Genomic DNA, 25,555 nt, shown 5'->3' with positions numbered 1-25,555 from the left:
CCGTGACCGAGGTATCCCATGGATCTTCTGCAAACCTTCTTCAACTGGAACGTGCTCGTCGAATCGCTCCCCCTGATGATCCGGGGCCTGGGCGTGACCGTGCTGCTGGGCCTCGTGAGTACCGTCCTGGGGCTGGTCGGCGGGCTGTTGCTGGCGCTGCTGCGGCTGTATTCCTACGCCCCGGTCCGGCTGCTGGCACGCATCTACATCGACATCATGAGGTCCATCCCGCTGCTGGTCCTGCTGGTCCTGATCTATTACGCGCTGCCCTTCGTCGGGATCCGCCTGTCCTCCTTCGCGGCAGCGGCCAGCGCGCTGTCCCTCGTGTCCTGCGCCTACAGCGCCGAGATCTTTCGCTCGGGCATCGAAGCCATTCCCCGCGGTCAGTTCGAGGCGTCGGCCGCCCAGGGCATGAGCTTCTTCAACACCATGCGCGACGTCGTGTTGCCCCAGGCGATCCGCATCGTGCTGCCGCCCATGACCAGCAACTGCATCAACGTCATGAAGGACACCGCCCTCGCCTCGGTGGTGGCGATGCCGGACCTGCTCAAGCAGGCCACCCAGGCCCAGGCCCTGACGGCCAACCCTACCCCGCTGGTGGGCGCCGCCCTGCTCTATCTGCTGCTGCTCCTGCCCATGGTGCAACTGGTCAGCTGGGTCGAAAGACGCAATGCCATGGGAGGCAAGACCGCATGAGCACCCTGATCGACATCGAACACCTCGACAAGTACTACGGCAGTTTCCAGGCGCTGAGCGACATCAATCTGCAGGTGGAGGAAGGCGAGGTGGTGGTCATCCTCGGCCCGTCCGGCTCCGGCAAGTCGACGCTGATCCGCTGCATCAACCTGCTGGAAAACTATCAGCAGGGCCATATCCGCGTGGCCGGGGAACGGGTCGAGAACGGACCGCGCCTGGCCGGTATTCGCAGCGAAGTGGGCATGGTCTTCCAGAGCTTCAACCTCTATCCGCACCTGAACGTCCTGGACAACGTCTCGCTGGCGCCGATCCGGGTGCGCGGCCTGAACCGGCGCGAGGTCCACGCCCGCGCGCGGGAGCTGCTGGTCAAGGTCGGCATGGGCGATCACGCCCACAAGTACCCGAGCCAGTTGTCCGGCGGCCAGCAGCAGCGGGTCGCCATCGCCCGCACCATGGCCATGGAGCCGCGTGCCATCCTCTTCGACGAGCCCACCTCGGCGCTGGACCCGGAGATGGTCGGCGAGGTGCTCGACGTCATGCAGAACCTGGCTCGCTCCGGCGTCACCATGGTCGTGGTGACTCATGAAATGGGCTTCGCCCGGCGCGTCGCCGACCGGGTGATCTTCATGGAAAGCGGCCGCATCGTCGAACAGAACACCCCGGAACCCTTCTTTACCGCCCCTCAGGAACCCCGCACCCGGGCCTTCCTGCAGGCCATCCTGCACCACTGATCCTGGCTGGAGAGAGTCGCGTGAATCCCCTCGATATCGCATACGTTCGCAAGCAGTTTCCCGGTCTGGCCGGCGACTACGCCTTCATGGACAACGCCGGCGGTTCCATGGTGTTGCAGGGGGTCGCCGACCGGGTGGCCGACTACCTGCTCAACAGCAGCGTCCAGCTGGGCGCCTCCTACGCGCCCTCGGTCGCGGCCGGCGAACGGGTGATGCAGGCGCGCCGCTCGGTCATGCAGCTGATCAACGCGGCTCATCCCGACGAAGTCATCATGGGCGGCTCGACCACCCACCTGCTGCAGATACTCTGCCGCGCCATCGCCCCCTCGATCGCGCCCGGTGATGAAATCATCGTCACCAACTGCGACCACGAGGCCAACATCGGCCCCTGGGTCCGGCTCTGCGCAGACCGCGGCGCCACCCTGCGTGTCTGGGAGGTCGATCCCGACAGCCTCGAGCTGGAACTGGACGACCTGCAGGCGCTGCTCGGCGACAAGACCCGCTACGTAGCCGTGACCCACGCCTCCAACATCCTCGGCTCGATCAATCCCGTCGCCGAGATCGCCCGCCGCGTGCATGCCGTGGGGGCGCAGCTGTGCGTGGATGCGGTGGCCTATGCGCCACACCGGCTGGTCGATGTACAGGCCAGCGGCGCCGACTTCTATGTCTACAGCTTCTACAAGACCTTCGGACCGCACTTTGCCGTGCTCTGGGGCCGTCGTGACCTGCTGCTGGACTTTCCCAGCCTCAACCACTTCTTCATCGGCCAGGAGGTGGTGCCCTACAAACTGCAGCCCGGCAACGTCAACTACGAGCTGTCCTTTGGCTGCATCGGCATCTCCGACTACCTGCTCGACATCGCCAACCAGTTGGGCATCCAGGGTAGCGAGCGAGAGCGGATGCAGGCAGCATTCGACGCCTTCGAGATCCAGGAAGATGCCCTCGCCGAACGACTGCTGGGCTTTCTGCGCCAGCGCCCCGGGGTCCGCATCATCGGCAAGACAGGCGTCCAGGCGCGCGTGCCCACGATCAGCTTCGTGGTGGAAGGCGTGCGCTCGGAAGCCGTGGTGCTCAAGGTCGACGAGCAGCGCATCGGCATCCGCTTCGGCGACTTCTATGCCCGACGCCTGATCGAAGCCCTGGGCCTGGCGCCCCAGGGCGGCGTGGTACGGGTGTCGCTGGCGCACTACAACACGCTCGAAGAAATCGACCGTCTCATCGCCGCGCTCGATCAGGCAATCACCGAATTGCGCTGACCGGCGCCTCTCCTTTCCACCTGCCGAGCGTTTTTCATGGCCTTACCGGAAACCCTTGCGGAGCTGCGCGATTGCATAACCGCCCAGCACGAACACCTGTCGGAGCGCCTGCGCGATGCGGCCCGCTTCCTCATCGACAATCCCCACGAGATCGCCCTCAGCACGGTCGCCGAACTGGGCAAGCGCTCCAACATCGCCCCGGCGGCTTATATCCGGCTGGCGCAGGCGTTGGGTTTCGCCGGTTTCAAGGATCTGCAGCGGCTGTTTCGCGCGCCGCTGCAACAGGCCGCGGCCACCCACAGCGAGCGCATCCGGCACTACGGTGGGGAAAAGCTGCTGGATGACCCCAGCGACGTCGGGGCGATCCTGCGGGAATTCAGCCAGGCCAATATCGTGTCCCTGGAACACCTGGCGGAAGGCGACCAGCAGGCCAATATCGAAGCAGCCATCGCCCATCTGCAGCTGGCGCGCACGACCTTCGTCATCGGTCTGCGGCGGGCCTTTCCGGTGGCCGCCTACCTGAGCTACGCCCTGGCCCGCGTGGGCCGACGCGCCGTGCAGATCAGCGGTGGCGGCGGCACCCTGCCGGAACAGGTCAGCGCCATCGCCCAGGACGACCTGCTGATCGCGGTGAGTTTTCCACCCTACGCGAGGGACACCGTCGAAGCCTGCCGTCAGGCGCGCGAGGCGGGTGTGACGCTGGTGGCCATCACCGACACCGTGTTGAGTCCGATCGGAAAGATGGCGGAGACGGTGATAGAGGTCAACGATGCCGAGCTGCTGGGCTTTCGCTCCCTCACCGCCTCCTTCTGTATCGCCCAGACCCTGGCCATGGGACTCGCCTTCAGCCAGGGCGATACCGATGGCGCCTTCGACCATGAACGGCTGAAGGACATCGACTGCTGAGCCCAAGCGCTCACCGGGTAGTTCACAACAATCACTTCAGGAGTAGATCCCGATGCTGTCACCTGCACGCGATTTGGTCGGTTATGGAAGACAACGGCCGCAAGGCACCTGGCCCAACGGCGCCCGTCTGGCCATCAGCCTGGTGATCAACTACGAGGAAGGCTCCGAGCGCTCGCTCGCCATGGGCGATCCGGACCAGGAGTCGATGACCGAATGGGGCAGCTACGCCATCCCCGCCGGCACCCGCAACCTGGCCATGGAATCCATGTACGAATACGGCTCCCGGGTCGGCATCTGGCGGATCCTCGACATACTCGACGAACAATCGGTACGCGCGACCTTCCACGCCTGTGCGGTGGCCTTCGAACAGAATCCCGACGTCGCCCAGGCGGCCGTCGCCGGTGGCCACGAGATCTGCAGCCATGGCTATCGTTGGGAGGAAGTCTTTCGCCTCAGCGAAGCAGAGGAGCGCGAGCATATCCGCCTCGCCGTCGAATCCTTCGAGCGCACCTGTGGCAAGCGGCCGGTCGGCTGGTACTGCCGCTACGGCGCCAGCATCCACACCCGCCGGCTGGTGGCCGAGGAAGGCGGTTTTCTCTACGACTCCGACGCCTACAACGACGACGTCCCCTACTTCGTCGAGGTCGAGGGCAGCCGCCATCTCGTCGTGCCCTATACCGCCGACGTCAACGACTTCCGCTACTGGAATTCGCCCGGCCTGTCTCAGGCCTCGGACTTCTTCGAATACATGAAGGAAAGCTTCGAGGTCCTCTACGAGGATTCCGCGACCGGACCGCGCATGATGTCGATCGGACTGCACCCACGCATGGTGGGTCGTCCGGGTCGGGTCCGGGCGATAAAGAGATTCATTGAATACGCCAGGCAGTTTGAAGGGGTCTGGTTCGCGACCCGCGAGGAGATCGCCCGCGCCTGGCTGGAAAGGGCTGACGGCTAGCCCGGTTCCCGTGAATCCGGAGGCGCTTCGAAGGCCTCCGCTGTCCCGGGATTACCGGGGTGTGGCTTCAAAACCGGGCGATCAGCACCACCCCGGCGATCATCAGGATCGCGCCCAGCAGCCGCCAGCCGTTGACCGCATGCTGTTCCATGGAAAACAGGCCGAAGTGATCGATGGCCAGGCTGGCGATGAGGTTGGCGGTGATGGTGACGCCGTTCACCGGCGCTGCGCCCAGGCGCTGGATGAACAGCAGACCGGCAAAGACCGCCACCGCACCGGCGATGCCGCCCAGGGGTGCCCACCAGGGCATGTCGCCGATCTGGCTCACCGAAGGCAGCGGCCTGGGCATGCAGATGAACAGCCCGAGCGCGACGAAGGTGACCATCACGAAGGACACCGAGGTCGCCAGCCAGGGATTGACCAGCGCCTTGTTCAGCGAGCCGTTCATGGCCGCACCGGCAGCCTGCAGGAATCCGGCAACGACGATAAGGATATAAGCCCAGTTCGCAGTATTCATCAGGAGTCGTCTCGGAGCGGAGCATGGGAGAGACGCGGGGCCGCTCAAGCGACCCGGCGAGGCCTGAATTACGACTGGACACATCTTGTAAAAGTGCCGCCTCGCTCACGCGTGAAGGCTCTACACCGGGATATTGGGTGCCTTTTCGACCAGCGGGCCTGACTCGCCGCCTGGATGCGTGCCGGTCCCGCCAGGCGATCCGCTCGAACCCCGATGCGGTCCTGCGCCCTCCTCCGCCAGGGCCGATGTCGAGCGTGAGCCCTATTTCACGATGGCCCTGACCGCCGCCAGCACATCCCGGGTGGCCTGCCGGGTCGCCTCCGCATCGGGCCCGACCTTGGGCCCCAGCACCACGCAGCTATCCTGATAGGAAAAGACCTTGCCGGTCTGCTGGTTGATCAACTCGCCCTTGGCGTTCTCGGTGATCCGACACTCACGCACGGTCTGGCTACCCTTCGCGACCACCACCGGACTCCAGACATAGGGGCTGTCGAAGCCGTGCTCGGCGTGAGGATAGGTGTGCACCCCGAGATCGGCGCCCTGCTGCTTGAGTGTGGCGAGATAGCCCTCGCAGCGGGAATAGGGATCGTAGTTGTCGGCCAGGCCGTGGTAGACGCGCAGCGGCTTGGCGACGACCCGGTCCTGCTCGCGAAAGCTGATCGAGCAGTCGGGATAGAACGACAGATAGCCGGCGAACTGGAAGTCCTGACTTTTCCAGCGTTTGTCGAAGCGCTCCATGGCGGCATAGAGCGAGGCCTGTCCACCGCGGGAAAAGCCCATCAGGATGATCTTGCCTGTATCGATGCGGGGATGCCGCGCGAGCAAGGCACCGGCGCGATAGTCATCCAGCACGAAATTGAGCCGCCCCAGCTGAGCCTGATTGGTGGCAGTGCTGGTGATGCCCCGGCCCGAGAAGCCATCCACGGCAAAGGTGGCGATGCCGGCCTGATTGAACTGCCGCTGCCAATAGGTGATGTTGGCCCCCATCCCGCCCGACCCATGCTGCAGAAGCACCACCGGCACCCGGCCCTCGCCGGGCGGCAGCGATAGTACGCCGCCGAGCAGGACCTCGGTGCCGCCCTGGTCCCCCGTCAGGAATTGCTGATCGCTCAGGGTCAGCGAGGTGAAGGTCAGCACCTCTTGCCGAGCGGGTATGTCGGTAGCGGGCGCGGTGGCGGCGAAAGCCGTGGCACTGGCAAGACCGGCAATGGCCGCGAGCAAGGGGCGCAGGGTTCCAGCGGACAGGTAGCGCATCGGTTGCATCCTTCTTGTGAGGTCTTCCCAGGGTAGCCAATCGGCGGTGCCCTGCTGGAAAGACGGCGAGCAGAACCCGCCGCACTAGCCAGAATGGGCACCTTTGCCCGCAATCCTGCCCTGAGGTACAAACCTCCTAGCCTCTGAGCGGCCGCCCTTTTCCGCTGCAAAGGTTTCCTAAATGCACCAGGACGGCTTCCTCCGATTCTCCCCGCGCCAGCGGCGAAACCGCTGGCGGGCACGCAGAGCGCCTCCCTGGCCAAGGCCATCACTGCCTTCTACAACTACGCGCCCCTCACCGCGCTGTTCAACGCCAGTGCCAGCCAGCCCCTGGGCAGTCGCACGGCCATACCCGCCGCGGCCTCAGGCTAGAGACGGAGACGCCCATCGCAAACCGGTGGGCATCCTGTCACCCGCTTCGCTTGGATGCTCGCTATACTGGCCGCGCACGGCCTGTGACGAACACCTCTAGCATCCGTGTTGGAGGCTTCAACCTGTCGCTCGCCATCTTCCCCGCTGCCCCGGCAGGGCACCGTACGAGCGACCCGATGAGCACCCTCACCTCGACTCCAGTCCCCTCGTACCTCCTGTCCCAGGACATCGATCTCATTGCCGAGATCGCCGCGGTACCCAGGATCCTGGACGTGGTCTGCCGGATGACAGGGATGGGCTTCGCCGCCGTCGCCCGGGTGACCGACGATCGCTGGATCGCCTGCAGTACCCTCGACCTGATCGGCTTCGGCCTAGAGCCCGGTGGCGAACTGGAGGTCAAATCGACCATCTGCGACGAGATCCGCGACCATCGCCAGCCGGTGGTGATCGACGACGTGGCGCGGGACGAGCTCTATCGCCACCATCACACGCCCAGGCAGTACGGCCTGCGCAGCTATATCTCGGTGCCCATCGTGCTGGAGGACGGCAGCTTCTTCGGCACCCTCTGCGCCATCGATCCGCAGCCGGCCAAGCCCAGCAGCCCGGAGATCCTGCCCGCCTTCGAACTCTTCGCCAGCATGATCGCGCTGGAGATCGACGCCCAGCGCCGCTTCGTGGCCGCCCGCAACGTGCTGCACAGCGAGGCCTTCTCCCGCAGCCTGCTCCAGGCCAGCCTGGATTGCGTCAAGGTCCTCTCCGCCGGGGGCCATATCGAATTCATGAACGCCCAGGGCCTGGAGCTCAACCAGTTGCAGTCCGTCGATCAGGTGATGGGCTGCGAATACGCCGCGCTCTGGCCTGACGCGGAGGTCGAGAAGATCCGCCACGCCGTCAGGCGCGCCGTCGAAGGCCAGGGCACCCGGGTCGAGGGATTCTGCCCCACGGCCCGGGGCGAGCCGCGCTGGTGGGAGGTGTCCTGTTCGCCCTTCGCGGTGGCCGGCACCGGCGAGGTCAAGATCGTCTGCATCTCGCGCGACATCAGCAGTCGCATCCTCGCCCAGCAGGCGCAGCAGGCCCGTGCCGAAGCCATTGCCGCGCTCAACGACGAGCTGGAGCTACGCATCTCGGAGCGCACCGCCGAGCGCGACCAGATCTGGAACTGCTCTACCGATCCGCTGTGCGTGGCCGACCTCGAAGGCTTCTTCGTCAACCTCAATCCGGCCTGGACGGCGACCCTGGGCTGGTCGCTCGACGAGCTCAAGGCCCGTCCCTTCCTGACCTTCGTCCACGATGACGACCTCGTCGCCACGCGCCAGGCGTTTCGCGACGTCAAGCAGGGCAAGGCGCTGGTCAGCTTCGAAAACCGCTATCGCCACCGCGACGGCACCTACCGCTGGTTTTCCTGGAATGCCACGCGCAACGGCGAACTCATCTATGCCACCGTGCGCGACGTGACCCAGCAACGCCAGCAGACGCTGGATCTCGCGGCCGCCGAAGACGCCCTGCGCCAGGCGCAGAAGATGGAAGCCATCGGCCAGCTCACCGGGGGCGTGGCCCACGACTTCAACAACCTGCTCACCGTCGCCCGCACCTCCTGCGACCTGCTCAAGCGCCCCAACCTCAGCGATGCGCGACGCGAGCGCTACCTGGAAGCGATCTCCACCACCGTGGATCGCGCCGCGCGATTGACCGGGCAACTGCTGGCCTTCGCCCGGCGCCAGGCCCTGGCGCCCGAGGTGTTTTCCGCGCGGGACAATGTCCTGGCCATGGGTGACATGCTGGAAACCCTGCTGGGTTCGCAGGTGGGCATCGAGCTCGAGGTAGGCGATGACCCGTGCCTGGTCTATGCCGACCCCAGCCAGTTCGATACCGCGATGGTGAACATCGCGGTGAACGCCCGCGACGCCATGAGCGGTGCCGGACGCCTGACCATAGGCGTAATGACCGTCGCCGGCATTCCGGCCAGCGGAGCTCAGCCAGCGCTGGACCTCCCAGCCGTGGCCATCACCCTGGCGGACAACGGCAGTGGCATCGCCCGGGCACACCTGGAGCAGATCTTCGAGCCTTTCTTCACCACCAAGAGAGTCGGCCAGGGTACCGGACTCGGCCTGAGCCAGGTGTTCGGCTTCATCAAGCAGTCGGGCGGCGAGGTGCGGGTCACCAGCGAGGTCGGCCGCGGGACGACCTTCCGCCTCTATCTGCCGCTCGCGCCGGCCAGCGGGCCGCAACCGACCCTCGCTGATGCCACGGCAACGGTCGATGGCGGTGGGATCACCGTCCTGGTGGTCGAGGACAATCTCGAGGTGGGTAGCTTCGCCGTGGACCTGCTGGGCGATCTCGGCTACCACGCAGTCCTGGCCACCAACGCCGAGCGCGCCCTCGCCCTGCTCGCCGACCAGCCGGGTCGATTTGACGTGGTCTTCTCGGACGTCGTCATGCCCGGCATGAGCGGGCTGGAGCTGGCCATCGAGATCAGACGCCTCTATCGCTGCCTGCCGATCCTGCTGACCTCCGGCTACAGCCACGTGCTGGCGACCAATGGCGCCCAGGGCTTCGAGCTGATCCACAAGCCCTATTCGGCGGAGGCCCTGTCCCGCCGGCTGCAGCAGATCCTCGAAGAAACCGCGACGCACCTGACCACCTAGGGCGTCGCGGTACGGGCGGTCGCGCTCAGGTTCGTCCGGGGCGCACCGCCAGGGCCGAGACGAGCACCCCCGCCACCACCAGGCCGAGCCCGGCGACGAACAGGCTCGACACGGTGGCGCCAAACGCCAGGCAGGACGCCAGGGTTCCCACCAGGGGCACCCCGAGCGTGACGGTCGACATGGCGAAGGTGGAAATCCTCCGGCCGAACTCCGCCGAGATGACGAAACAGGCCGAGGTGGCGATCGGACCGATGAAGAACAGCTCCTGCAACAGCCGGGTATCCAGGGTGACGGCGGTCGGCCAGCCTTCGCTCAGCCAGGCGGCGAAGGCCAGGGGCACCACGGCCAGCAGCATCTGCCAGGGTGCCAGTGCCAGCGGCGACGTCACCCAGCGATGGCGCTTCACATGGAGGATGACGAGCGCCCAGCTCACCGCGGCGAGCAGGAGAAAGAGCGCCCCCTTCACGGTGCCCGGCTGCGTCCAGTCGAGTTCCGCGGGACTGCAGACGGCGACCACCCCGGCCATGCCGATGGCCAATCCGGTGAGTTGCAGACGCGACGGCACCTGGCGAAACAGCATCCAGGCGACCAGTACGCACCACAGGGGCGTGGTGTAGGCCAGCAGCACGGCCCTGCTGGTGTCGATCTGCACCATGGCCACCATGCCAAGCCCGGTGAAGGTCATCATCTGCAGGAGTCCCACGCTGGCGATGATCGGCAGGTCGTGCCGGGTGGGTAGCCTGAGTTGTCCCCGCAGCGCCAGGTAGAGGCACAGGCAGACCGCGGCGCTGGCGAATCTCACGGTCGCCAGCCAGAGCGGCGGCACCGATTGCAGGGCGAGCTTGGTCACCGGCCAGCTGCTTCCCCACAGCAGCACCATGACGCCGAGCGCGACATAGGTGGAGGAAAGCCCGAAGGCCTTGCCGGGAAGGTCGAGGTTCTGCCGAATCGTAGCGCTCACGATGCCACCCTGTTGCCCAAGGATCACTCGGAGTTATGCTATTTCCGCTCGTGCGCGAAAACGCACCTTTCTCTTCGTGAAAAATGGGAATTTCGGTAAATTCAACCCTGAATAGATTTAAAAGAGGAAGGTCCTACCGTGAGCCGCGCCAAACTCGACGATGCCAGCCTGCGTATCTTGGATGCCCTGCAGCAGAACGCCGAACTGAGCAATGCCGAACTGGCGGAAATCGCCGGACTCTCGACGTCCCCCTGTTGGCGGCGCGTGGCGGACATGAAGGAGCATGGCGTCTTGCGCGGCGCCGTGACCCTGGTCGATCCGGCCGCGCTGGGGCTCGCCATCAACGTCTTCGTGCATGTGTCGCTCAAGCTGCAGGACAAGCAGTCGCTGGAGGTCTTCACGGATGCGATCAAGGAGCGTCCGGAGGTCATGGAGTGCTACCTGATGAGCGGCGAGGCCGACTTCATGCTCAGGGTGGTGAGCGAAGACCTGGCCAAGTACCAGACGCTGCTGCTGGATTGCCTCACGACCATCCCCGTCGTCGCCAGCATCAGATCGAGCTTCGCCCTGAGCCAGGTGAAGTACACCACCGCCCTACCGACCAATCACCTGCGCGGACGGGCAACGGGCAGCCGGCGCTGAGACTGCCCGCTGCCGCGCGCTCAGGTGTGGCCGAGGGTGCTCATGGATCGCCGCCCGCCCCGGCCCGCGCCTGTCGGAGGGTGCCCGGACAGCCGGACCCGCGACGCGACGGCGGCCATCCACCCCGAGCGAGCGATCGGGTAACATGCGCCGCCGCGGGCCAGAGGCCCCTGTCTATCGGTAAGGAGTCACAGTGTTCGATACCCAGGTCATCATCATCGGTGCCGGCGCGGCCGGTTTGATGTGCGCCCTGAGCGCCGCCGCGCGCGGGCGCCGGGTGCTGGTACTCGACCACGCCAACAAGGCCGGCAAGAAGATCCTCATGTCCGGCGGCGGCCGCTGCAACTTCACCAACCTCTATTGCGAGCCCGCCAACTTCCTCTCGCAGAACGCGCATTTCTGCAAGTCGGCCCTGGCGCGCTACACCCAATGGGACTTCATCGCCCTGGTGGCCAAGCACGGCGTGCCCTATCACGAGAAGAAGCTCGGCCAGCTGTTCTGCGATAACAAGGCCAGCGACATCCTCGCCCTGCTGCTGGACGAGTGCGAACGGGGCGGCGTCGACATCCGCCTCAATACCTCGGTGCAGGAGATCGCCCGCCTCGACCCGGGCGGCTATCAACTGCAGACCAGCCTGGGCCCGGTGCGTGGCGAATCCCTGGTGATCGCCACCGGCGGCCTGTCCATCCCGACCCTCGGCGCCACCGGCTTCGGCTATCAGGTCGCCCGCCAGTTCGGCCATCAGCTGCTGCCGACCCGCGCCGGTCTGGTGCCCTTCACCATCACCGATCCGCAGCTCAAGGAATTCTGCAGCGCCCTGTCCGGCACGGCGGTGGAAGACTGCCGGATCAGCTGCAACGGCCAGAGCTTCGTCGAGAATCTGCTGTTCACCCACCGCGGCCTCAGCGGTCCGGCGATCCTGCAGATCTCCTCCTACTGGCAACCCGGCGACAGCCTCAGCATCGACCTGCTGCCGCACCTGGACCTGGTCCAGTGGTTCGCCGAGCAGCGTCAGGCGCGGCCCAACAGCGAACTCAAGACCCTGCTGGGCGAGCTGTTCACCAAGAAGATGGCTACCCTGCTCGCCGACAGCTGGTTCCAGTCCCGGCCGCTGAAGCAATACACCCCGGACGAACTCAAGGCCATCGCCGCCCGCCTGCACGACTGGCAACTGGTCCCGGCGGGCACCGAGGGCTATCGGACGGCCGAGGTCACCCTGGGCGGCGTCGACACCCGCGAGGTATCGTCCAAGACCCTGGAGTCGCTCAAGTCGCCCGGTCTGTACTTCATCGGCGAGGTGCTGGACGTCACCGGCCACCTGGGCGGTTTCAACTTCCAGTGGGCCTGGGCCTCGGGTTACGCGGCGGCGCGGTACGTCTAGGCCAGGGGAAAGCGCTTTGCGCCTGGACTCAGGCAGCCGCAGACGGCCAGGTCTGGCTCGCGATGCGCAGGAAATTCCCGCCCAGGATGGCGTCGATGTCGGCGGCGGTGTAGCCCCGCCCCGCCAGTTGGCGTATCAGTTCAGGTAGCGCCTCGGGTTGCAGCTGGGTATGACCGTGCGGCTGTCCATAGTGGCGTGCGGGCCACCAGTCCTCGACGTCGACGCCAGCGGGCAGGGCATGGTCGGCCGGGCACAATTCGGTATCCAGCCCGATGCCGATATGGCGAGTCCCGACCCGCTCCGCCAGGTAGTCGATCTGGCGGACGAAGCTGGCCATCGAAGCCGCGGGATCGCCCAGAAAGAGACTCAGACCGGTCAGGCCGATCACGCCATCCTGGTCGGCGCAGGCGCGGATCTGCCCATCGCTCACCGTCCGCGGATGCTCGTGGAGCGCCTTGATATTGGTGTGGGAAAAGACCACCGGCCGGGTCGACACCGCCATGATCTCCAGGCTGACGCGCTCGCTCGCGTGGGCACAGTCGAGGGTGATGCCCGCCGCATTGCCGGCCGCCACCATCTCGCGACCCAGCGCCGTCAGACCGCCCCCCGCGCCATGGCAACCTCCGGCGCAGCTGTTGTCGCGGTTGTAGGCGAGCAGCATCTGGCGTACCCCGAGACTGGCATAGAGCCCGACCATCGCTGGATCGTCGAGCAGCATGGTCGAGCCTTCGAGATCGAAGGAGACGGCCAGCCTGCCTTGCTTACGCGCCTGGTGGATGTCGGCCACCGTGCCGACCAGACGGAAGTGCGCCTCATGCCGCGCCAGCCAGGCGCGGAAATCCGCTAGGGTTTGCACCACCGTCGCGAAAGGCGTCATGTCCATGCCGACGTTGATCGACACATGATGGAAGCCGGCCGCGCGATAGCGATGCAAGCCGGACATGTCCTGCCCGGGCACGAGGGGCAGGCAGGCATGCGCCTCCCAGCGAATCGGTCCGGGTCCCGCGGATATGGCTGTGACCGGCTGCATCGGCGTCCCCCTGCGCACGTCTCGAGGGATGCAACATAGCATGCGAACGGGGGCCGGGGTCCGCCCGGCCCGCCGCGACGCTAGCCGAGGTTCACGGTCCGCAGCAGCGCCGGATCCACGACCCTTGCCTGATAGCGCACCGACGCCTGGCCATAGGCCTGGGGATCGAGCACCTGGTCCCAGCGTGCCGGCGCCTGTGGCTGCACCGCGACGACCTCGGACTGGGCCGCTTTGGGCTGCAGCGCGGCCTGGGCGCGTCTTTCGTTGATCTCGGCGGCCATGGCGGTGTAGCTGGCGGTGCTGAGCAGGGCGAGAGCGGCCATCTTGTTGAAGACGTTCATGGTGGATCCTCCTGTCTTGAACACGGGGGCTGGCGTCGCCGCGGCAGCGGTCCGGCGTCAGTCACGGTTCCACCTTGCGCCCAGGCGTCTTAACGCTGTCTTAACCCCTCTGAACCCGACCTGAACGGCTGCGACAACCTGCCCCAGGCGATGGCCACTGGCCAATTGATCTGGATCAGTTTTGCCCAGGGCCAGCAGGCGCATCCTGCATGCAGCCGCCACTCCGTCCTGGAGCGGCGCCACGGCTCGCGAGGTCGCCATGAACGGACGCCTGGTCAAGGAACTGCTGATCATCCTGCTGATCAAGCTGGCGCTGCTCATGGCGATCAAGAGCCTCTGGTTCAGCGCCCCCACGGTTCCGCCCGACGCCACCCAGGCGGTCAGCGCCCACCTGCTGGACTAGTACCCCTTCCCTTCGCTTGAGGAGATTGCCGGGATGATCTCGGAATCCGTCGTGGACCTGTCACGCCTGCAATTCGGCATGACCGCGCTGTATCACTTCATCTTCGTGCCCCTGACCCTGGGGCTGGTGGTGATCCTGGGGATCATGGAGTCGGTCTATGTGATGACCGGCAAACAGGTCTACAAGGACATGACCCAGTTCTGGGGCAAGCTGTTCGGCATCAACTTCGCCCTGGGCGTCACCACCGGCCTGACCATGGAGTTCCAGTTCGGCACCAACTGGGCCTACTACTCCCACTATGTCGGCGACATCTTTGGCGCGCCCCTGGCCATCGAGGGCCTGATGGCCTTCTTCCTCGAATCGACGCTAATCGGGCTGTTCTTCTTTGGCTGGGAGCGGCTGTCGAAAGGGCAGCACCTGCTGGTGACCTGGCTGGTGGCCCTGGGCTCGAATCTCTCCGCGCTGTGGATCCTGGTGGCCAACGGCTGGATGCAGAATCCGGTCGGTGCCGAATTCAACTACGTCACCATGCGCATGGAGCTGGTCGACTTCGGCGCTCTGCTGCTCAACCCCGTGGCCCAGGTGAAGTTCGTCCACACCGTGGCCTCGGGTTATGTCACCGGCGCCATCTTCGTCCTGGCGATCTCCAGCTACTACCTGCTCAAGGGCCGCGACATCGGCTTCGCCCGGCGCTCCTTCGCCGTGGCCGCCGCCTTCGGCATGGCCGCGGTCATCTCGGTGATCGTGCTGGGCGACGAATCCGGCTATCGCGTCGGCGAGGTACAGAAGGTCAAGCTGGCCGCCATCGAAGCCGAGTGGAACACCGAGGCAGCCCCGGCCTCCTTCACCCTCTTCGGCATTCCCAATCAGCAGGAGATGCGCACCGACTACGCGGTGAAGATCCCCTACCTGATGGGCCTGATCGCCACCCGCTCCACCACCGAACAGGTCACCGGCATCAAGGACCTGGTCAGCCAGTACGAGGCCCGCGTCCGCAACGGTGCCCAGGCCTATGCCCTGCTGGAGCGCCTGCGCGCCGGCGACGACTCCGCCGCCACCCGCGCCGCCTTCGACGCCCACAAGCAGGACCTGGGCTATGGCCTGCTGCTGAAGAAATACGTCAACGATCCCGCCACCGCTACCCCCGAGCAGGTCCGCCAGGCCGCGCGGGACACCATTCCCGGTGTCGCCAGCCTATTCTGGACCTTTCGCATCATGGTCGCCAGCGGGGTGCTGATGCTGGCGCTGTTTATCTGCGCCTTCTGGGCTTCGACCCGCCGCAACGAACTCAGCAAGCCCTGGCTGCTGAAATGGGCGCTGCTCAGCCTGCCGCTGCCCTGGATCGCCACCCAAACCGGCTGGTGGGTGGCCGAGCACGGTCGCCAGCCCTGGACCATCAGCGAGGTGCTGCCCACCCACCTCTCGGCCTCGACCCTGGCCCCGGGCGATCTGCTCGGCTCCATCGGCGCCCTGGTGACCTTCTACACCCTGCTGCTGATCGTGGAGCTGTACCTGATGATCCGCTTCGCCCGCCTCGGCCCAAGCAGCCTGCATACCGGCCGCTACTTCCACGAACGCGCCGCCCAGGTCGGCGACGCCCTGCGCCAGGCCGCGGTGGCCAAGCCCGCTGCCCCGGCCAACGTCTGAGGAGACCGCCATGTTCGACTATGAAGTCCTCAAGCTCATCTGGTGGGTGCTGATCGGCGTGCTGCTGATCGGCTTCGCCCTCACCGACGGATTCGACATGGGCGCTATGATCCTCATGCCCCTGATCGGCAAGACCGACAAGGAACGCCGCGCCGCCATCAACAGCATCGCCCCGCACTGGGACGGCAACCAGGTGTGGTTCATCACCGCCGGCGGCGCCCTCTTCGCCGCCTGGCCGATGGTCTATGCCACCGCCTTCTCCGGACTCTACTGGGCCCTGCTGCTGGTGCTCTTCGCCCTGTTCCTGCGCCCGGTGGGCTTCGACTACCGCAGCAAGCTGGACAACGGCCGCTGGCGCAGCGCCTGGGACTGGGGCCTGTTCACCGGCAGCCTGGTTCCGGCGCTGGTGTTCGGCGTGGCCTTCGGCAATCTCTTCCAGGGCGTGCCCTTCCAGCTCGACGACACCCTGAGATCCACCTACAGCGGCAGCTTCTTCGCCCTGCTCAACCCCTTCGCGCTGCTCTGCGGCGGGGTCAGCCTGGCCATGCTCTGCGCCCACGGCGGCAGCTGGCTGATGCTGCGCACCCACCAGGCGCTGGGCGAGCGCGCCCGCCGCGCCACCGGCCTGTGCGCCCTGCTGCATCTCGCCACCTTCGGCCTGGCCGGCGTCTGGCTGGCCTATGGCATCGACGGCTATGTGCTGATCAGCCAGGGCGATCCGGGCACTGCCCTGAATCCGCTGCACAAGGTGGTCGCGGCCGGCAACCCGGGCTGGCTGGCCAACTACCAGGTCCAGCCGCTGACCCTGATCGCCCCGGTCGTGGCCGTGCTCGGCAGCGTTCTGGCGCTGCTGGGCAGCAGCTGGCGTCAGGCCGGTCTGGCCTTTACCGGCACGGCCCTGGCCATCGTCGGCACCCTCGCCACCGCCGGCTGTGCGCTGTTTCCCTTCGTGCTGCCGTCGAGCCTGGATCCGGCTTCCAGCCTGACCGTCTGGGACGCCGTTTCCAGCCACAAGACGCTGGGCATCATGTTCGTCGCCGCGGCCCTCTTCGTGCCGCTCATCCTTGCCTACACCCTGTGGAGCTACATCCGCATGTGGGGCAAGGTCGATGACCGCTTCATCGACGCCAACCCCCACGGCCTCTACTGATCGGCCTCTCAAGGAGACACGCCATGTGGTACTTCACCTGGATCCTCGGTGTCCTGCTCGCCGCGAGCTTCGGCATCATCAACGCCCTCTGGCTGGAAAGCACCCGGGAGCTGGACGTCCATGACGATGCCGAATGCTGAGGCCCTGCCCCGCGTCCACCCGCTGGGGCGGACGCTGTCCCTGCTGCTGGCGGCGCCCCTGGCCCTGCTGCTGCTGATCCACCCCGGGCTGATGCTCGACGCCAGCGGCCACTACAGTCATCCGCTGCTGATGGGGGTCATGCTCGGTGTGTCCGCCGGACTGGTCCACGGCGTCGGCTTCGTGCCGCGCCTGTGGCTCTGGCGCCTGCTGTTCGGGCCGGCCGTGGGCTGGCCGCTGCTGGTGCTCGGCTACGCCCTGCTCGTCAAGGCGCAACTGGGCTGATTGATGTCTGACCATAGCGCCCGGCCTCCCCGGGCGCAGCGCGCGCCACCCGGCGCACCGTCTGATGGACAGCCTGACGCACCCTCTCTCGCACCATTGATTAAGCTGACTATAAAGGTTCGTCTCGGGGTGCCGACATAACCGCAATCGACCTCGCCCACGACGGCTGATCATCCTGCCGCCGGCGCCCCCGCTGACCGCTTCAGAGAAGTCCACCATGCTCAGGAATGCCCCCCTAAGTACCAAGCTCCTGCTGATTCTGCTCCTGCCACTGGCCGGCTTCCTGGTGATCTCGGGTCTCTACACCGCCGATCGCTACGAAACCTTCAAGGACATGGAGCACACCGTGACCGCCAGTGCCACGGCCCAGCGTGTCAGTGCCGTGGTCACCAGCCTGCAGCGCGAACGCGGCGCCAGTGGCGTGTTCCTGGGCAGCGGCGGCAAGTCGATGCAAGACAAGCTCAAGACCTTTCGCGAAGACAGTGACAAGGCGGAGAAAGACCTGCGGGCTCTGGCCACCGGTGACGACACCGCGATCCAGACGGCCGTGCGCGCTTTGGATGGTCTACGTGACCTACGCACCAAGGTGGACGGCCTGGCGCTCAACAGCACCCAGTCCGGTGCGGCCTACACCGACCTGATCAAGACGCTGATCGGCTACACCCATTCGCTGGAAGCCGGGGTCGATGATCCGGCCATCCTGCGCGCCCTGGGCGCCCTCAATCTGTTCGTCGAGATGAAGGAACGCGCCGGCCGCGAGCGGGTGCTCCTGGGTCTGGCCTTCAACCAGAATCGCTTTGACGCCAGCCTGCTGTCGCGCTTCGCGCGCAACCTGGGTGAATTCTCCGCCTATGCCGACGCCTTCCAGCGCAAGGCCACGCCCGAATTCATCCGCCAGCTCGACGACACCTTCAAGCAACCCAGCGCCCAGGAAGTCAGCCGCCTGCAGCAACTGGCCTTTACCGTTCCCCTCGGCGACGCCCTGGGCGTCAAGCCGGAAGACTGGTTCAACCTGGCCACCCAGCGCATCGACCTGATGGGCAAGGTGGAGGCGGACCTCGGCGCCAGCGTCGGGGCCCAGGCCGAGCAGGCCCGCGCCAACGCCAGTCGCGACCTCTGGATCACCCTGGGCCTGGTGCTGCTGGTGCTGGTGGCCGTCTCGGCGCTGGCCTGGGTGATCATCCGCAACATCAAGCAGGCGGTCGAACAGGTCAATGGCACCCTCACCCGCCTGGCCACCCGCGATCTCACCGCCCGTTGCGCCTATCAGGGCCGGGACGAATTCGGCACCATCACCGGCAATCTCAACCAGATGAGCCAGGAGCTGGGCCAGGTGATCCAGGAGATCGGTGCGGCCACCGTACAGGTCGCCACCGCTGCCGAGGAGGCTTCGGCGGTCGCCATCCAGACCAGCCAGAACGTCGCCCAGCAGCGCCTGGGCACCGATCAGGTGGCCACCGCCATCGCCGAGATGAGCGCCACGGTCAAGGACGTCGCCCGCAGCACCACCGAAGCCGCCGAGGGCTCGCGCCAGGTCGAGGGCAACACCAGCCAGGGTCGTCGCGAATTGCAGGCCACCATCGGCCTGGTGCAGGGGCTGTCGGTGCAAGCCGAACGGACCTCGGACATCATCGCCGAACTCAAGCACGAGAGCGATGCCATCTCCTCGGTGCTGGACGTGATCCGCGGCATCGCCGAGCAGACCAACCTGCTGGCGCTCAACGCCGCCATCGAAGCCGCTCGCGCCGGTGAGGCCGGGCGTGGCTTTGCCGTGGTGGCCGACGAGGTGCGCTCCCTGGCGCAAAAGACCCAGCAATCCACCGGCAGCATCCAGCAGATGATCAACAATCTGCAGACCGGATCAGACCGCGCCACCCAGGCCATGCAGGAAACCCTGAGCCAGGTGCAGACCGGCGCCAGCAACGTGGTTCGCGCCGGCGAGCTGCTGGGCGAGATCGCCGAGGGCGTGACCCTGATCAACGACCGCACCATCCAGGTCGCCTCGGCCGCCGAGCAGCAGAGCCAGGTCGCCGAAGAGATCAGCCGCAACGTCAACGACATCAACGACCTGGTGATCCAGGTCAGCGCCGGTGCCGAGCAGACCGCGGTCACCAGTCGCGAACTGGCCCGCCTCGCCGAACAGCAGCAGGCGCTGGTCGGCCGCTTCCGGGTGGCCTGACCCCACCCAGGCATTCGACGGCCAGCGAGGAGGACAGCCCCAGGTCCCCCTCGCTGGCCATCCGCTGTAACCCTCCTTCCCGCTTCTCGCTGTACTCTCCCGCCTCCCCGCACTGCCCTGTCGTTGGGCTTGGTCACCCTTCGGCACTGCCCAGCCCCGCCCGCAACCCTGACGTCAGTCCTCTGTACCGAGCTCTGCCGTCTGCCCCGGCTTGATCCTTCGACCGCAAGCCTTTGCCGCCATCGCCCTTCAGTCCCGGTGGCGACTCCGCGGTTCCAGACGGAACAGGGAATCCGCAACCAACACCCTCGAACCGCTCTAGCACGCTACTTGCAGGCATAACCGCCGGTCATGCGCGCGCATCCGCTACCCGGGTATGTCCGTAAGCAATCGTCAGGCTTTGCGCAGCTGAATCCTTTCCGGCGATGCCTGCGCGGTGACCTCTCATGGAATCGATCCCTCGCGTCCCAGCAGACGCGAGGGTTATCTATAGAAGGACTGACCAATGCTGAAGAACGCCGCCCTGAGTACCAAGCTGCTGCTGATCCTGCTCCTGCCCCTGACCGGCTTTCTGCTGATTTGCGGTCTCTTCCTCAAGGACCGCTACCAGACGCTGGAGAACCTCGATCACACCGTGACCGCCAGCGCCACGGCGCAAGACGTCAGTACCCTGATCACCTCCCTGCAACGGGAACGGGGCGCCAGCGGCGCCTTTCTCAGCAGTGGCGGCACGGCCATGCGTGACGACCTGCGAACCTATCGCCAGGACAGCGACCAGGCCCAAGGCGCCTTGCGCGCCCGGGTGGCCAGCGACGATACCGCCCTGCAACCCGTGCTGAAGCTCCTCGACGGCCTGCCCGGGGTGCGCACCACCGTGGACGGCCTGACGATCAGCGGTACCCAATCCAGTGCCGCCTATACCGAGATGATCCAGGCGTTGATAGGCTACAACAGCAAGCTCGAAGCCGAAGTCGAGGATCCGGCGATCAAGCGCGCCCTGAATGCCCTGAATCTGTTCGTCGAGATGAAGGAGCGGGCCGGCCGCGAGCGCGCGCTGCTGGGGATAGCCTTCAGCAGGAATCGGCTGGAGTTGCCGATACTGGTGCAGATCGCGCGCAATCTCGGTGAATTCACCGCCTACGCCGACGCCTTCAGGCAGAGGTCCGCGCCCGAGGTCGTCCAGCGATTCGAGAACCTCCTCAAGCAGCCCGGTGCCCTGGAGCTGGCGCAGTTGCAGCGGCGTGCGCTCTACACGACACCGGGCAGACCTCTGAACGTGCAGCCGGACACCTGGTTCGACCTGGCCACCCAGCGCATCGATCAGCTGGGCACCCTGGAAACGGAGCTGGGCGCCAGCATCATCGCCACCACCGAACAGCTACGCGCTGGCTCCAGCCGCGATCTCTGGACCACCCTGGGCCTGATGCTGGTGCTGCTGGTGGCCGTTTCGGTGCTGGCCTGGCTGGTCATCCGCAACATCAGGCAGGCGGTCGAACAGGTCAACGGCACCCTCACCCGCCTGGCGACCCGCGACCTCAGCGCCCGTTGCGTCTATCAGGGCCGGGACGAATTCGGCACCATCACCGGCAACCTCAATCTGATGAGTCAGGAACTCGGCCAGGTCATCCAGGAGATCGGCGCGGCCACCCAGCAGGTCGCCACCGCCGCCGAAGAAGCCTCGGCGGTCGCCATCCAGACCAGCGAGAACGTGACCCAGCAGCGCCTGGGCACCGATCAGATGGCCACCGCCATCGCCGAGATGAGCGCCACGGTCAAGGACGTCGCCCGCAGCACCAGCGAAGCCGCCGAGGGCTCGCGGCAGGTGGAGGCCAGCACCCGCCAGGGTCGCCACGAATTGCAGGCCACCATCGGCCTGGTGCAGGGGCTGTCGGTGCAGGCCGAGCGCACCGCGCAGATCATCGCCGAACTCAAGCAGGAGAGCGATGCCATCTCCCTGGTGCTGGACGTGATCAATGGCATTGCCGGGCAGACCAATCTGCTGGCGCTGAATGCGGCCATCGAGGCGGCGCGCGCCGGTGAGGCCGGTCGCGGCTTTGCCGTGGTGGCCGACGAGGTACGCTCCCTGGCGCAAAAGACCCAGCAATCCACCGGCAGCATCCAGCAGATGATCAGCCGCCTGCAGAGCGGCACCGACCGCGCCGCCCAGGCCATGCAGGAGACCCTCGGCCAGGTGCAGACCGGCGCCGGCAACATGCTCCGCGCCGGCGAATTGCTGGGCGAGATCGCCGAGGGCGTGACCCTGATCAACGATCGCAATATCCAGGTGGCCTCGGCCGCCGAGCAGCAGAGCCAGGTCGCCGAAGACATCAGCCGCAACGTCAGCGACATCCATGAGCTGGTCATCCAGGTCAGCGCCGGTGCCGAGCAGACCGCGGTCACCAGTCGCGAACTGGCCCGCCTGGCCGACGCCCAGCAGTCATTGGTGGGGCGCTTCCAGGTGGCCTGAGCCCCGCGCCGGCCGCTGTACGGTGGAAAAGCCGCCCCTCTGGATGGCGACGCCGGCGCGCCCTGTCGCCAGACTGGGCGCCGCTGTCAGCGACTGGTCGCCGGCAGCGCAGGACCGGCCAGCCCAGGACCGGCCACCAGACCGCCTGGAAACGCCATGGATACCTTTGCCCTCTACCTGCTGCTGTGCGGCCTCACCATTGCCAGTCCCGGTCCGGGCGTGCTGCTCACGGTCAACAACGCCCTGCTGCTGCAGTGGCGCGGCGCCCTGCCAGGCATCCTCGGTGTGGTGCTTGGCATCCTGCTGGTAGCCATTCTGTCCAGCACCGCGCTCGGCGCCCTGGTGAGCAGTTCGCCACGGGCGCTGCAGGGGCTGCAATTGCTTGGCGCGCTCTATCTGGGCTGGTTGGGTCTGAGTCGCCTGCGCCAGGACTCGCTTCCAGGCCAGCGGACCGGCACGACCCGGCCGGCGATCGGCGTCGCCAGACGCCTCCGGCAAGGGCTGCTGGTGTCCCTCACCAATCCCAAGCTGATCATCTTCTTTCTGGCGCTGTTTCCGCCCTTCATCCAGGCCGACCGCCCGGTGCTGCCGCAGCTGGTGCTGCTGGTGGCGAGCTTCTGCCTGTTGAGCCTCCTCATTCACTGCAGCTACGCCGGGGCCGCAGCAGCCTTGAGTACCCGCCTGACCGCGGGTTCCACCCTCGCGCGCCTGAACCGGGCGGCCGGCGGACTCTTTCTGCTGTTCGCCGCGCTGCTGCTGGGTGCGGCCCTGGGCGCTCCTAGTGCCTAGTGCCTAGTGCCTGGTGGCGACCAGGGCGCGACTGGCGTCGTTGGACGCTTCCCGCGGTCGTGACTGCTCCTGCCGCAAGGCCGCGAAACGCACCTGGGACAGCGGTCGCTGCAGATGGAAGCCCTGGGCCTGGTCGCACCTGAGATCGGCGATGCGCGCCAGTTGGCCGGCGGTCTCGATGCCCTCGGCCACCACCGTGAGCGACAGCGCCCGCCCCATGCTGACGATGGCCTCGACGATGGCCGCGTTGCTCTCGCTCACCTCGATGTTGGAGACGAAGCTGCGATCGATCTTCAGGCAATCGAAGGGATAGGTGCGCAGATAGCTCAGCGAGGAATAGCCGGTGCCGAAGTCGTCCATGGACAGCCGCACCCCCAGCGCCTTGAGCTTCTTCATCAACTCCAGGGCGCCCGCGGCGTCGTCCAGCAGGACGTTCTCGGTCAGCTCCAGCTCGACCCGCGCCGGATCGATGCCGGTGCGGTCGAGCACCTTGCGGACCCGCGCGACCAGATCGTCGCGCTGGAACTCCAGCGGCGACAGGTTGATGGACACGATCAGTTCCGGCTCCCAGACCACCGCCTGGCTGCAGGCTTCCTGCAGCACCCAGTCGCTCAGGCCGAGGATCAGTCCGGTCTCCTCCGCCACCCCGATGAATTCGGCCGGTGCCAGGCGACCGCGCGCGGGATGGTTCCAGCGCACCAGCGCCTCGGCGCCCAGCAGGCGCTGGCTGCTGGCGTCGAATCGCGGCTGGAAATCCAGCTCGAATTCCAGCCGCTGCAATCCCAGGCGCAACTCGGTCTCCAGCTGGCGCCGTTCGAGGATGCGCTGGTTCATGGTGGGCTCGTAGAACCTCAGGGTATTGCGCCCGGCGGCCTTGGCTTCGTACAGGGCGATGTCCGCATAGCGCAGCAGATCCTCGGCGCCATGGCCATCCTGGGGCGCCTGGGCGATGCCGATGCTCGCGCCAATATTGATGTCGTGCTCGTCGATGCGCATGGTCCGGCCGATGCCCTCCAGCATCCGGTTGCACATCAGGCTCACCTGCTCGGCACTCAGGCAGCCGTTCACCGCGATCAGGAATTCATCGCCGCCGATGCGCGCGACCAGATCGCCCTCCCGGACACTGGCGCGCAATTCGCGAGCGACCTGGCAGAGCACCTGATCGCCCGCCCCATGGCCGAGGGAGTCGTTGACCGGCTTGAAGCGGTCCAGGTCGAGGGCCAGCAGATGCAGCGGCTGACTGGCACTGACGCCCTCGGCGAAGCGCTGCGCCAGGTAGCGATGCAGCTGATGACGATTGGCCAGTCCGGTCAGGGCGTCGTGCCGGCTGATGTGCTCGATGCGGGCCTTGGCCTCGATCTCCTCGGTCACGTCGCATACGGTGCCGCGAAAGCCGGCCAGCAGGCCGCCGCTGATGATGGGCTGCGCCGAGAGCTGGCAGTACCTGAGCTTGGCCTGGGCATCGCGCATCTCGCAGGGCAGCGGACGGCGGGTGCGGCCGGCCGCCAGCGGCGTCCGGGCCACCTCCTCGACCTGGCTCGGCGGGTAGCCCAGCAACTCGTGCAGCGGACGCCCCAGCCAGTCTTCGCGGCTGAAGCCGGTGACGGCCACGAAGCGCTCCGAGAGATAGACCAGTCGCTGTTCGGCGTCGCTCTCCCAGATCCAGTCGGACGAGGCCTCGGAAACGGTACGAAAGCGCTGCTCGCTGTGCCTCAGGGCATCTTCGGCCACGTCGGTCTGCCGCGCCGCCAGGGCGATCCGCCGGCGCAGGTACCAGACCAGCAGCAGCGCCAGGCCACACATGGTCGCCAGCAGCGGCACGAATTGCGTCAGCAGGCGATGCCCCATGCCATGCACCAGCCAGTGGAAGGTCACCGCGATACCCGGATCGGACCTCACCACCAGGGTCGGCCGCTCCGCCAGGGCGGGCAGGTCCCCGGGCTCCGCGGTCAGCCCGGGCAATTCGAAGGCGTGCCCGAGCTGGGCCAGCTTGTCCGGCGTGAGGATGTCGACGAACACCATATAGGACAGCCGCTTGAAGTCCTGGTAGGTCGCATCCGGGCGGATGACCGCGGCCAGCACGCTGGCCGGCTGGCCATCGATCAGGAAATAGCCCTGGGCATAGCCATCCTTGAGCGAGCGTTCCCGCGCCTGCGCCAGCAGCGCCGTCTGGTCGTCGCCGAGCCAGGTGTCCAGTTGCATCTTGCTGCGGCCGCCGCCAACCACGGCATAGCGGGTCACGCCATTGGGTGCCAGGATGAAGGCGCCGTTCACCCCGTAGCCGCTGTAGAGGGACGGCCCCACATTGTCCTCCTCGTAGGCCCAGTTGACGTCGACCTTCTTATTGGTCCGCGCATAGGCCTCCAGCCAGAAGGAATAATCGGTCAGCACCCGGCCCAGTTTGTCCACCCGCGTTTCCAGCGCGCGCTGGGCGTCCGCCTCGCTGTGGTGGCGTTGCTGCTCGTCGATGCGTGCGCACAGGTCGAACAGCATCCAGCCCGCCAGAGCGAAGATGAGGGTGACCAGGGCGAAGAAGCCGAGGGAGGCCTGACGGGCGACACGATTGAGTTGGGTAGGCACGATAGCGACCTGTTGCAACGGGTTGTACGGGGGTGCTGACGGCAGGCGGCCAGGCCGTAATCGTCTGCCTTTATATCGGCACTGCCTTGGGCGGCTTGAAGCCCTCGCATAAATATTCCGCAGAAGAGCTCGCTAGAGCGGCTGCTTTTGCACCATCCATGGGCGCCGCCGTACCGAGTGCGCCAGGACGGCGCAGCCTTTCCTGCCCCTCTTGCTCAAAAACGACAGAG

At 66.4% G+C, this 25,555-nt stretch carries 22 protein-coding genes; 16 read left to right on the top strand and 6 right to left on the bottom strand.

What is annotated here, in order from left to right:
• The first annotated feature begins 18 nt into the window (after positions 1-18).
• From ACZ5R1_RS09280 to ACZ5R1_RS09260, 5 genes are read left to right on the top strand one after another with little or no spacing between them, the layout of a single operon-like run.
• Positions 19-696: an amino acid ABC transporter permease gene (locus ACZ5R1_RS09280; protein ID WP_464713075.1), complete on the top strand. Its 678-nt coding sequence runs from the start codon at positions 19-21 to the stop codon at positions 694-696.
• Positions 693-1,427: an amino acid ABC transporter ATP-binding protein gene (locus ACZ5R1_RS09275; protein WP_464713074.1), complete on the top strand. Its 735-nt coding sequence runs from the start codon at positions 693-695 to the stop codon at positions 1,425-1,427. Before ACZ5R1_RS09280 ends, ACZ5R1_RS09275 begins: the two co-directional genes overlap by 4 nt.
• 20 nt (positions 1,428-1,447) lie before the next feature.
• Complete coding sequence (locus ACZ5R1_RS09270; protein ID WP_464713073.1) at positions 1,448-2,683, top strand: cysteine desulfurase-like protein; 1,236 nt, start codon at positions 1,448-1,450, stop codon at positions 2,681-2,683.
• 36 nt (positions 2,684-2,719) lie between these two features.
• Positions 2,720-3,589, top strand: a complete 870-nt coding sequence (locus ACZ5R1_RS09265; RefSeq protein WP_027599757.1) for a MurR/RpiR family transcriptional regulator — start codon at positions 2,720-2,722, stop codon at positions 3,587-3,589.
• Between the two features lie 52 nt (positions 3,590-3,641).
• On the top strand, positions 3,642-4,544 hold the full coding sequence (locus ACZ5R1_RS09260) for an allantoinase PuuE (protein WP_027599758.1): 903 nt from the start codon (positions 3,642-3,644) through the stop codon (positions 4,542-4,544).
• A gap of 67 nt (positions 4,545-4,611) precedes the next feature.
• On the opposite strand, the gene ACZ5R1_RS09255 is transcribed toward ACZ5R1_RS09260, so the two are convergent.
• The gene (locus ACZ5R1_RS09255; RefSeq protein ID WP_042133543.1) at positions 4,612-5,061 is read right to left on the bottom strand and encodes a DMT family transporter; all 450 of its coding nucleotides are present in this window, start codon (positions 5,059-5,061) and stop codon (positions 4,612-4,614) included.
• A 261-nt stretch (positions 5,062-5,322) separates the two neighbouring features.
• Positions 5,323-6,315 carry a dienelactone hydrolase family protein gene (locus tag ACZ5R1_RS09250; RefSeq protein WP_464713072.1) on the bottom strand — a complete coding sequence of 331 codons (993 nt, stop codon included), beginning with the start codon at positions 6,313-6,315 and terminating at the stop codon, positions 5,323-5,325.
• Positions 6,316-6,863: 548 nt separating this feature from the next.
• Here ACZ5R1_RS09250 and ACZ5R1_RS09245 point away from each other — a divergent pair.
• Positions 6,864-9,332 carry a PAS domain-containing protein gene (locus ACZ5R1_RS09245; RefSeq protein WP_464713071.1) on the top strand — a complete coding sequence of 823 codons (2,469 nt, stop codon included), beginning with the start codon at positions 6,864-6,866 and terminating at the stop codon, positions 9,330-9,332.
• Positions 9,333-9,357: 25 nt separating this feature from the next.
• On the opposite strand, the gene ACZ5R1_RS09240 is transcribed toward ACZ5R1_RS09245, so the two are convergent.
• Positions 9,358-10,293 (bottom strand): DMT family transporter, encoded by a 936-nt coding sequence (locus ACZ5R1_RS09240; RefSeq protein ID WP_464713070.1) that lies wholly within the window; start codon positions 10,291-10,293, stop codon positions 9,358-9,360.
• A gap of 138 nt (positions 10,294-10,431) precedes the next feature.
• Here ACZ5R1_RS09240 and ACZ5R1_RS09235 point away from each other — a divergent pair, with 138 nt between their 5' ends.
• Both ACZ5R1_RS09235 and ACZ5R1_RS09230 read left to right on the top strand, forming a co-directional pair.
• Positions 10,432-10,935: an Lrp/AsnC family transcriptional regulator gene (locus tag ACZ5R1_RS09235; protein ID WP_464713069.1), complete on the top strand. Its 504-nt coding sequence runs from the start codon at positions 10,432-10,434 to the stop codon at positions 10,933-10,935.
• Positions 10,936-11,176: 241 nt separating this feature from the next.
• Positions 11,177-12,316, top strand: coding sequence for a BaiN/RdsA family NAD(P)/FAD-dependent oxidoreductase (locus tag ACZ5R1_RS09230; RefSeq protein WP_464713275.1), 1,140 nt, complete (start codon positions 11,177-11,179; stop codon positions 12,314-12,316).
• Positions 12,317-12,344: 28 nt separating this feature from the next.
• On the opposite strand, the gene ACZ5R1_RS09225 is transcribed toward ACZ5R1_RS09230, so the two are convergent.
• Positions 12,345-13,259, bottom strand: coding sequence for a dipeptidase (locus tag ACZ5R1_RS09225; protein ID WP_464713068.1), 915 nt, complete (start codon positions 13,257-13,259; stop codon positions 12,345-12,347).
• Between the two features lie 167 nt (positions 13,260-13,426).
• Positions 13,427-13,687, bottom strand: a complete 261-nt coding sequence (locus ACZ5R1_RS09220) for a hypothetical protein (protein ID WP_464713067.1) — start codon at positions 13,685-13,687, stop codon at positions 13,427-13,429.
• Positions 13,688-13,946: 259 nt separating this feature from the next.
• On the opposite strand from ACZ5R1_RS09220, the gene cydP reads away from it, so the two are divergent.
• From cydP to ACZ5R1_RS09180, 8 genes are all read left to right on the top strand, one after another.
• Positions 13,947-14,090: a cytochrome oxidase putative small subunit CydP gene (gene cydP / locus ACZ5R1_RS09215; protein ID WP_007158840.1), complete on the top strand. Its 144-nt coding sequence runs from the start codon at positions 13,947-13,949 to the stop codon at positions 14,088-14,090.
• Between the two features lie 33 nt (positions 14,091-14,123).
• A complete protein-coding gene (locus ACZ5R1_RS09210) occupies positions 14,124-15,737 on the top strand; it encodes a cytochrome ubiquinol oxidase subunit I (RefSeq protein WP_464713066.1) in 1,614 nt (537 codons plus the stop codon).
• Between the two features lie 10 nt (positions 15,738-15,747).
• Positions 15,748-16,887: a cytochrome d ubiquinol oxidase subunit II gene (gene cydB, locus ACZ5R1_RS09205; RefSeq protein ID WP_464713065.1), complete on the top strand. Its 1,140-nt coding sequence runs from the start codon at positions 15,748-15,750 to the stop codon at positions 16,885-16,887.
• A gap of 23 nt (positions 16,888-16,910) precedes the next feature.
• Positions 16,911-17,027 carry a cytochrome bd-I oxidase subunit CydX gene (gene cydX, locus ACZ5R1_RS09200; protein WP_007158843.1) on the top strand — a complete coding sequence of 39 codons (117 nt, stop codon included), beginning with the start codon at positions 16,911-16,913 and terminating at the stop codon, positions 17,025-17,027.
• Positions 17,014-17,310 carry a cyd operon YbgE family protein gene (locus ACZ5R1_RS09195; RefSeq protein ID WP_007158844.1) on the top strand — a complete coding sequence of 99 codons (297 nt, stop codon included), beginning with the start codon at positions 17,014-17,016 and terminating at the stop codon, positions 17,308-17,310. The genes cydX and ACZ5R1_RS09195 overlap by 14 nt, the downstream gene beginning before the upstream one ends.
• 217 nt (positions 17,311-17,527) lie before the next feature.
• Positions 17,528-19,489 (top strand): methyl-accepting chemotaxis protein, encoded by a 1,962-nt coding sequence (locus ACZ5R1_RS09190; protein ID WP_464713064.1) that lies wholly within the window; start codon positions 17,528-17,530, stop codon positions 19,487-19,489.
• 505 nt (positions 19,490-19,994) lie between these two features.
• Complete coding sequence (locus tag ACZ5R1_RS09185; RefSeq protein WP_464713063.1) at positions 19,995-21,956, top strand: methyl-accepting chemotaxis protein; 1,962 nt, start codon at positions 19,995-19,997, stop codon at positions 21,954-21,956.
• A 156-nt stretch (positions 21,957-22,112) separates the two neighbouring features.
• On the top strand, positions 22,113-22,745 hold the full coding sequence (locus ACZ5R1_RS09180; protein ID WP_074583044.1) for a LysE family translocator: 633 nt from the start codon (positions 22,113-22,115) through the stop codon (positions 22,743-22,745).
• A gap of 3 nt (positions 22,746-22,748) precedes the next feature.
• On the opposite strand, the gene ACZ5R1_RS09175 is transcribed toward ACZ5R1_RS09180, so the two are convergent.
• Positions 22,749-25,325, bottom strand: a complete 2,577-nt coding sequence (locus tag ACZ5R1_RS09175) for a bifunctional diguanylate cyclase/phosphodiesterase (RefSeq protein WP_464713062.1) — start codon at positions 25,323-25,325, stop codon at positions 22,749-22,751.
• Positions 25,326-25,555: the final 230 nt, after the last annotated feature.

The organism is Pseudomonas sp. Pso3 (assembly GCF_055393275.1).
The sequence above is the reverse complement of the archived record's forward strand: the minus strand, read 5'-3'. Positions and strand labels throughout refer to the sequence as shown.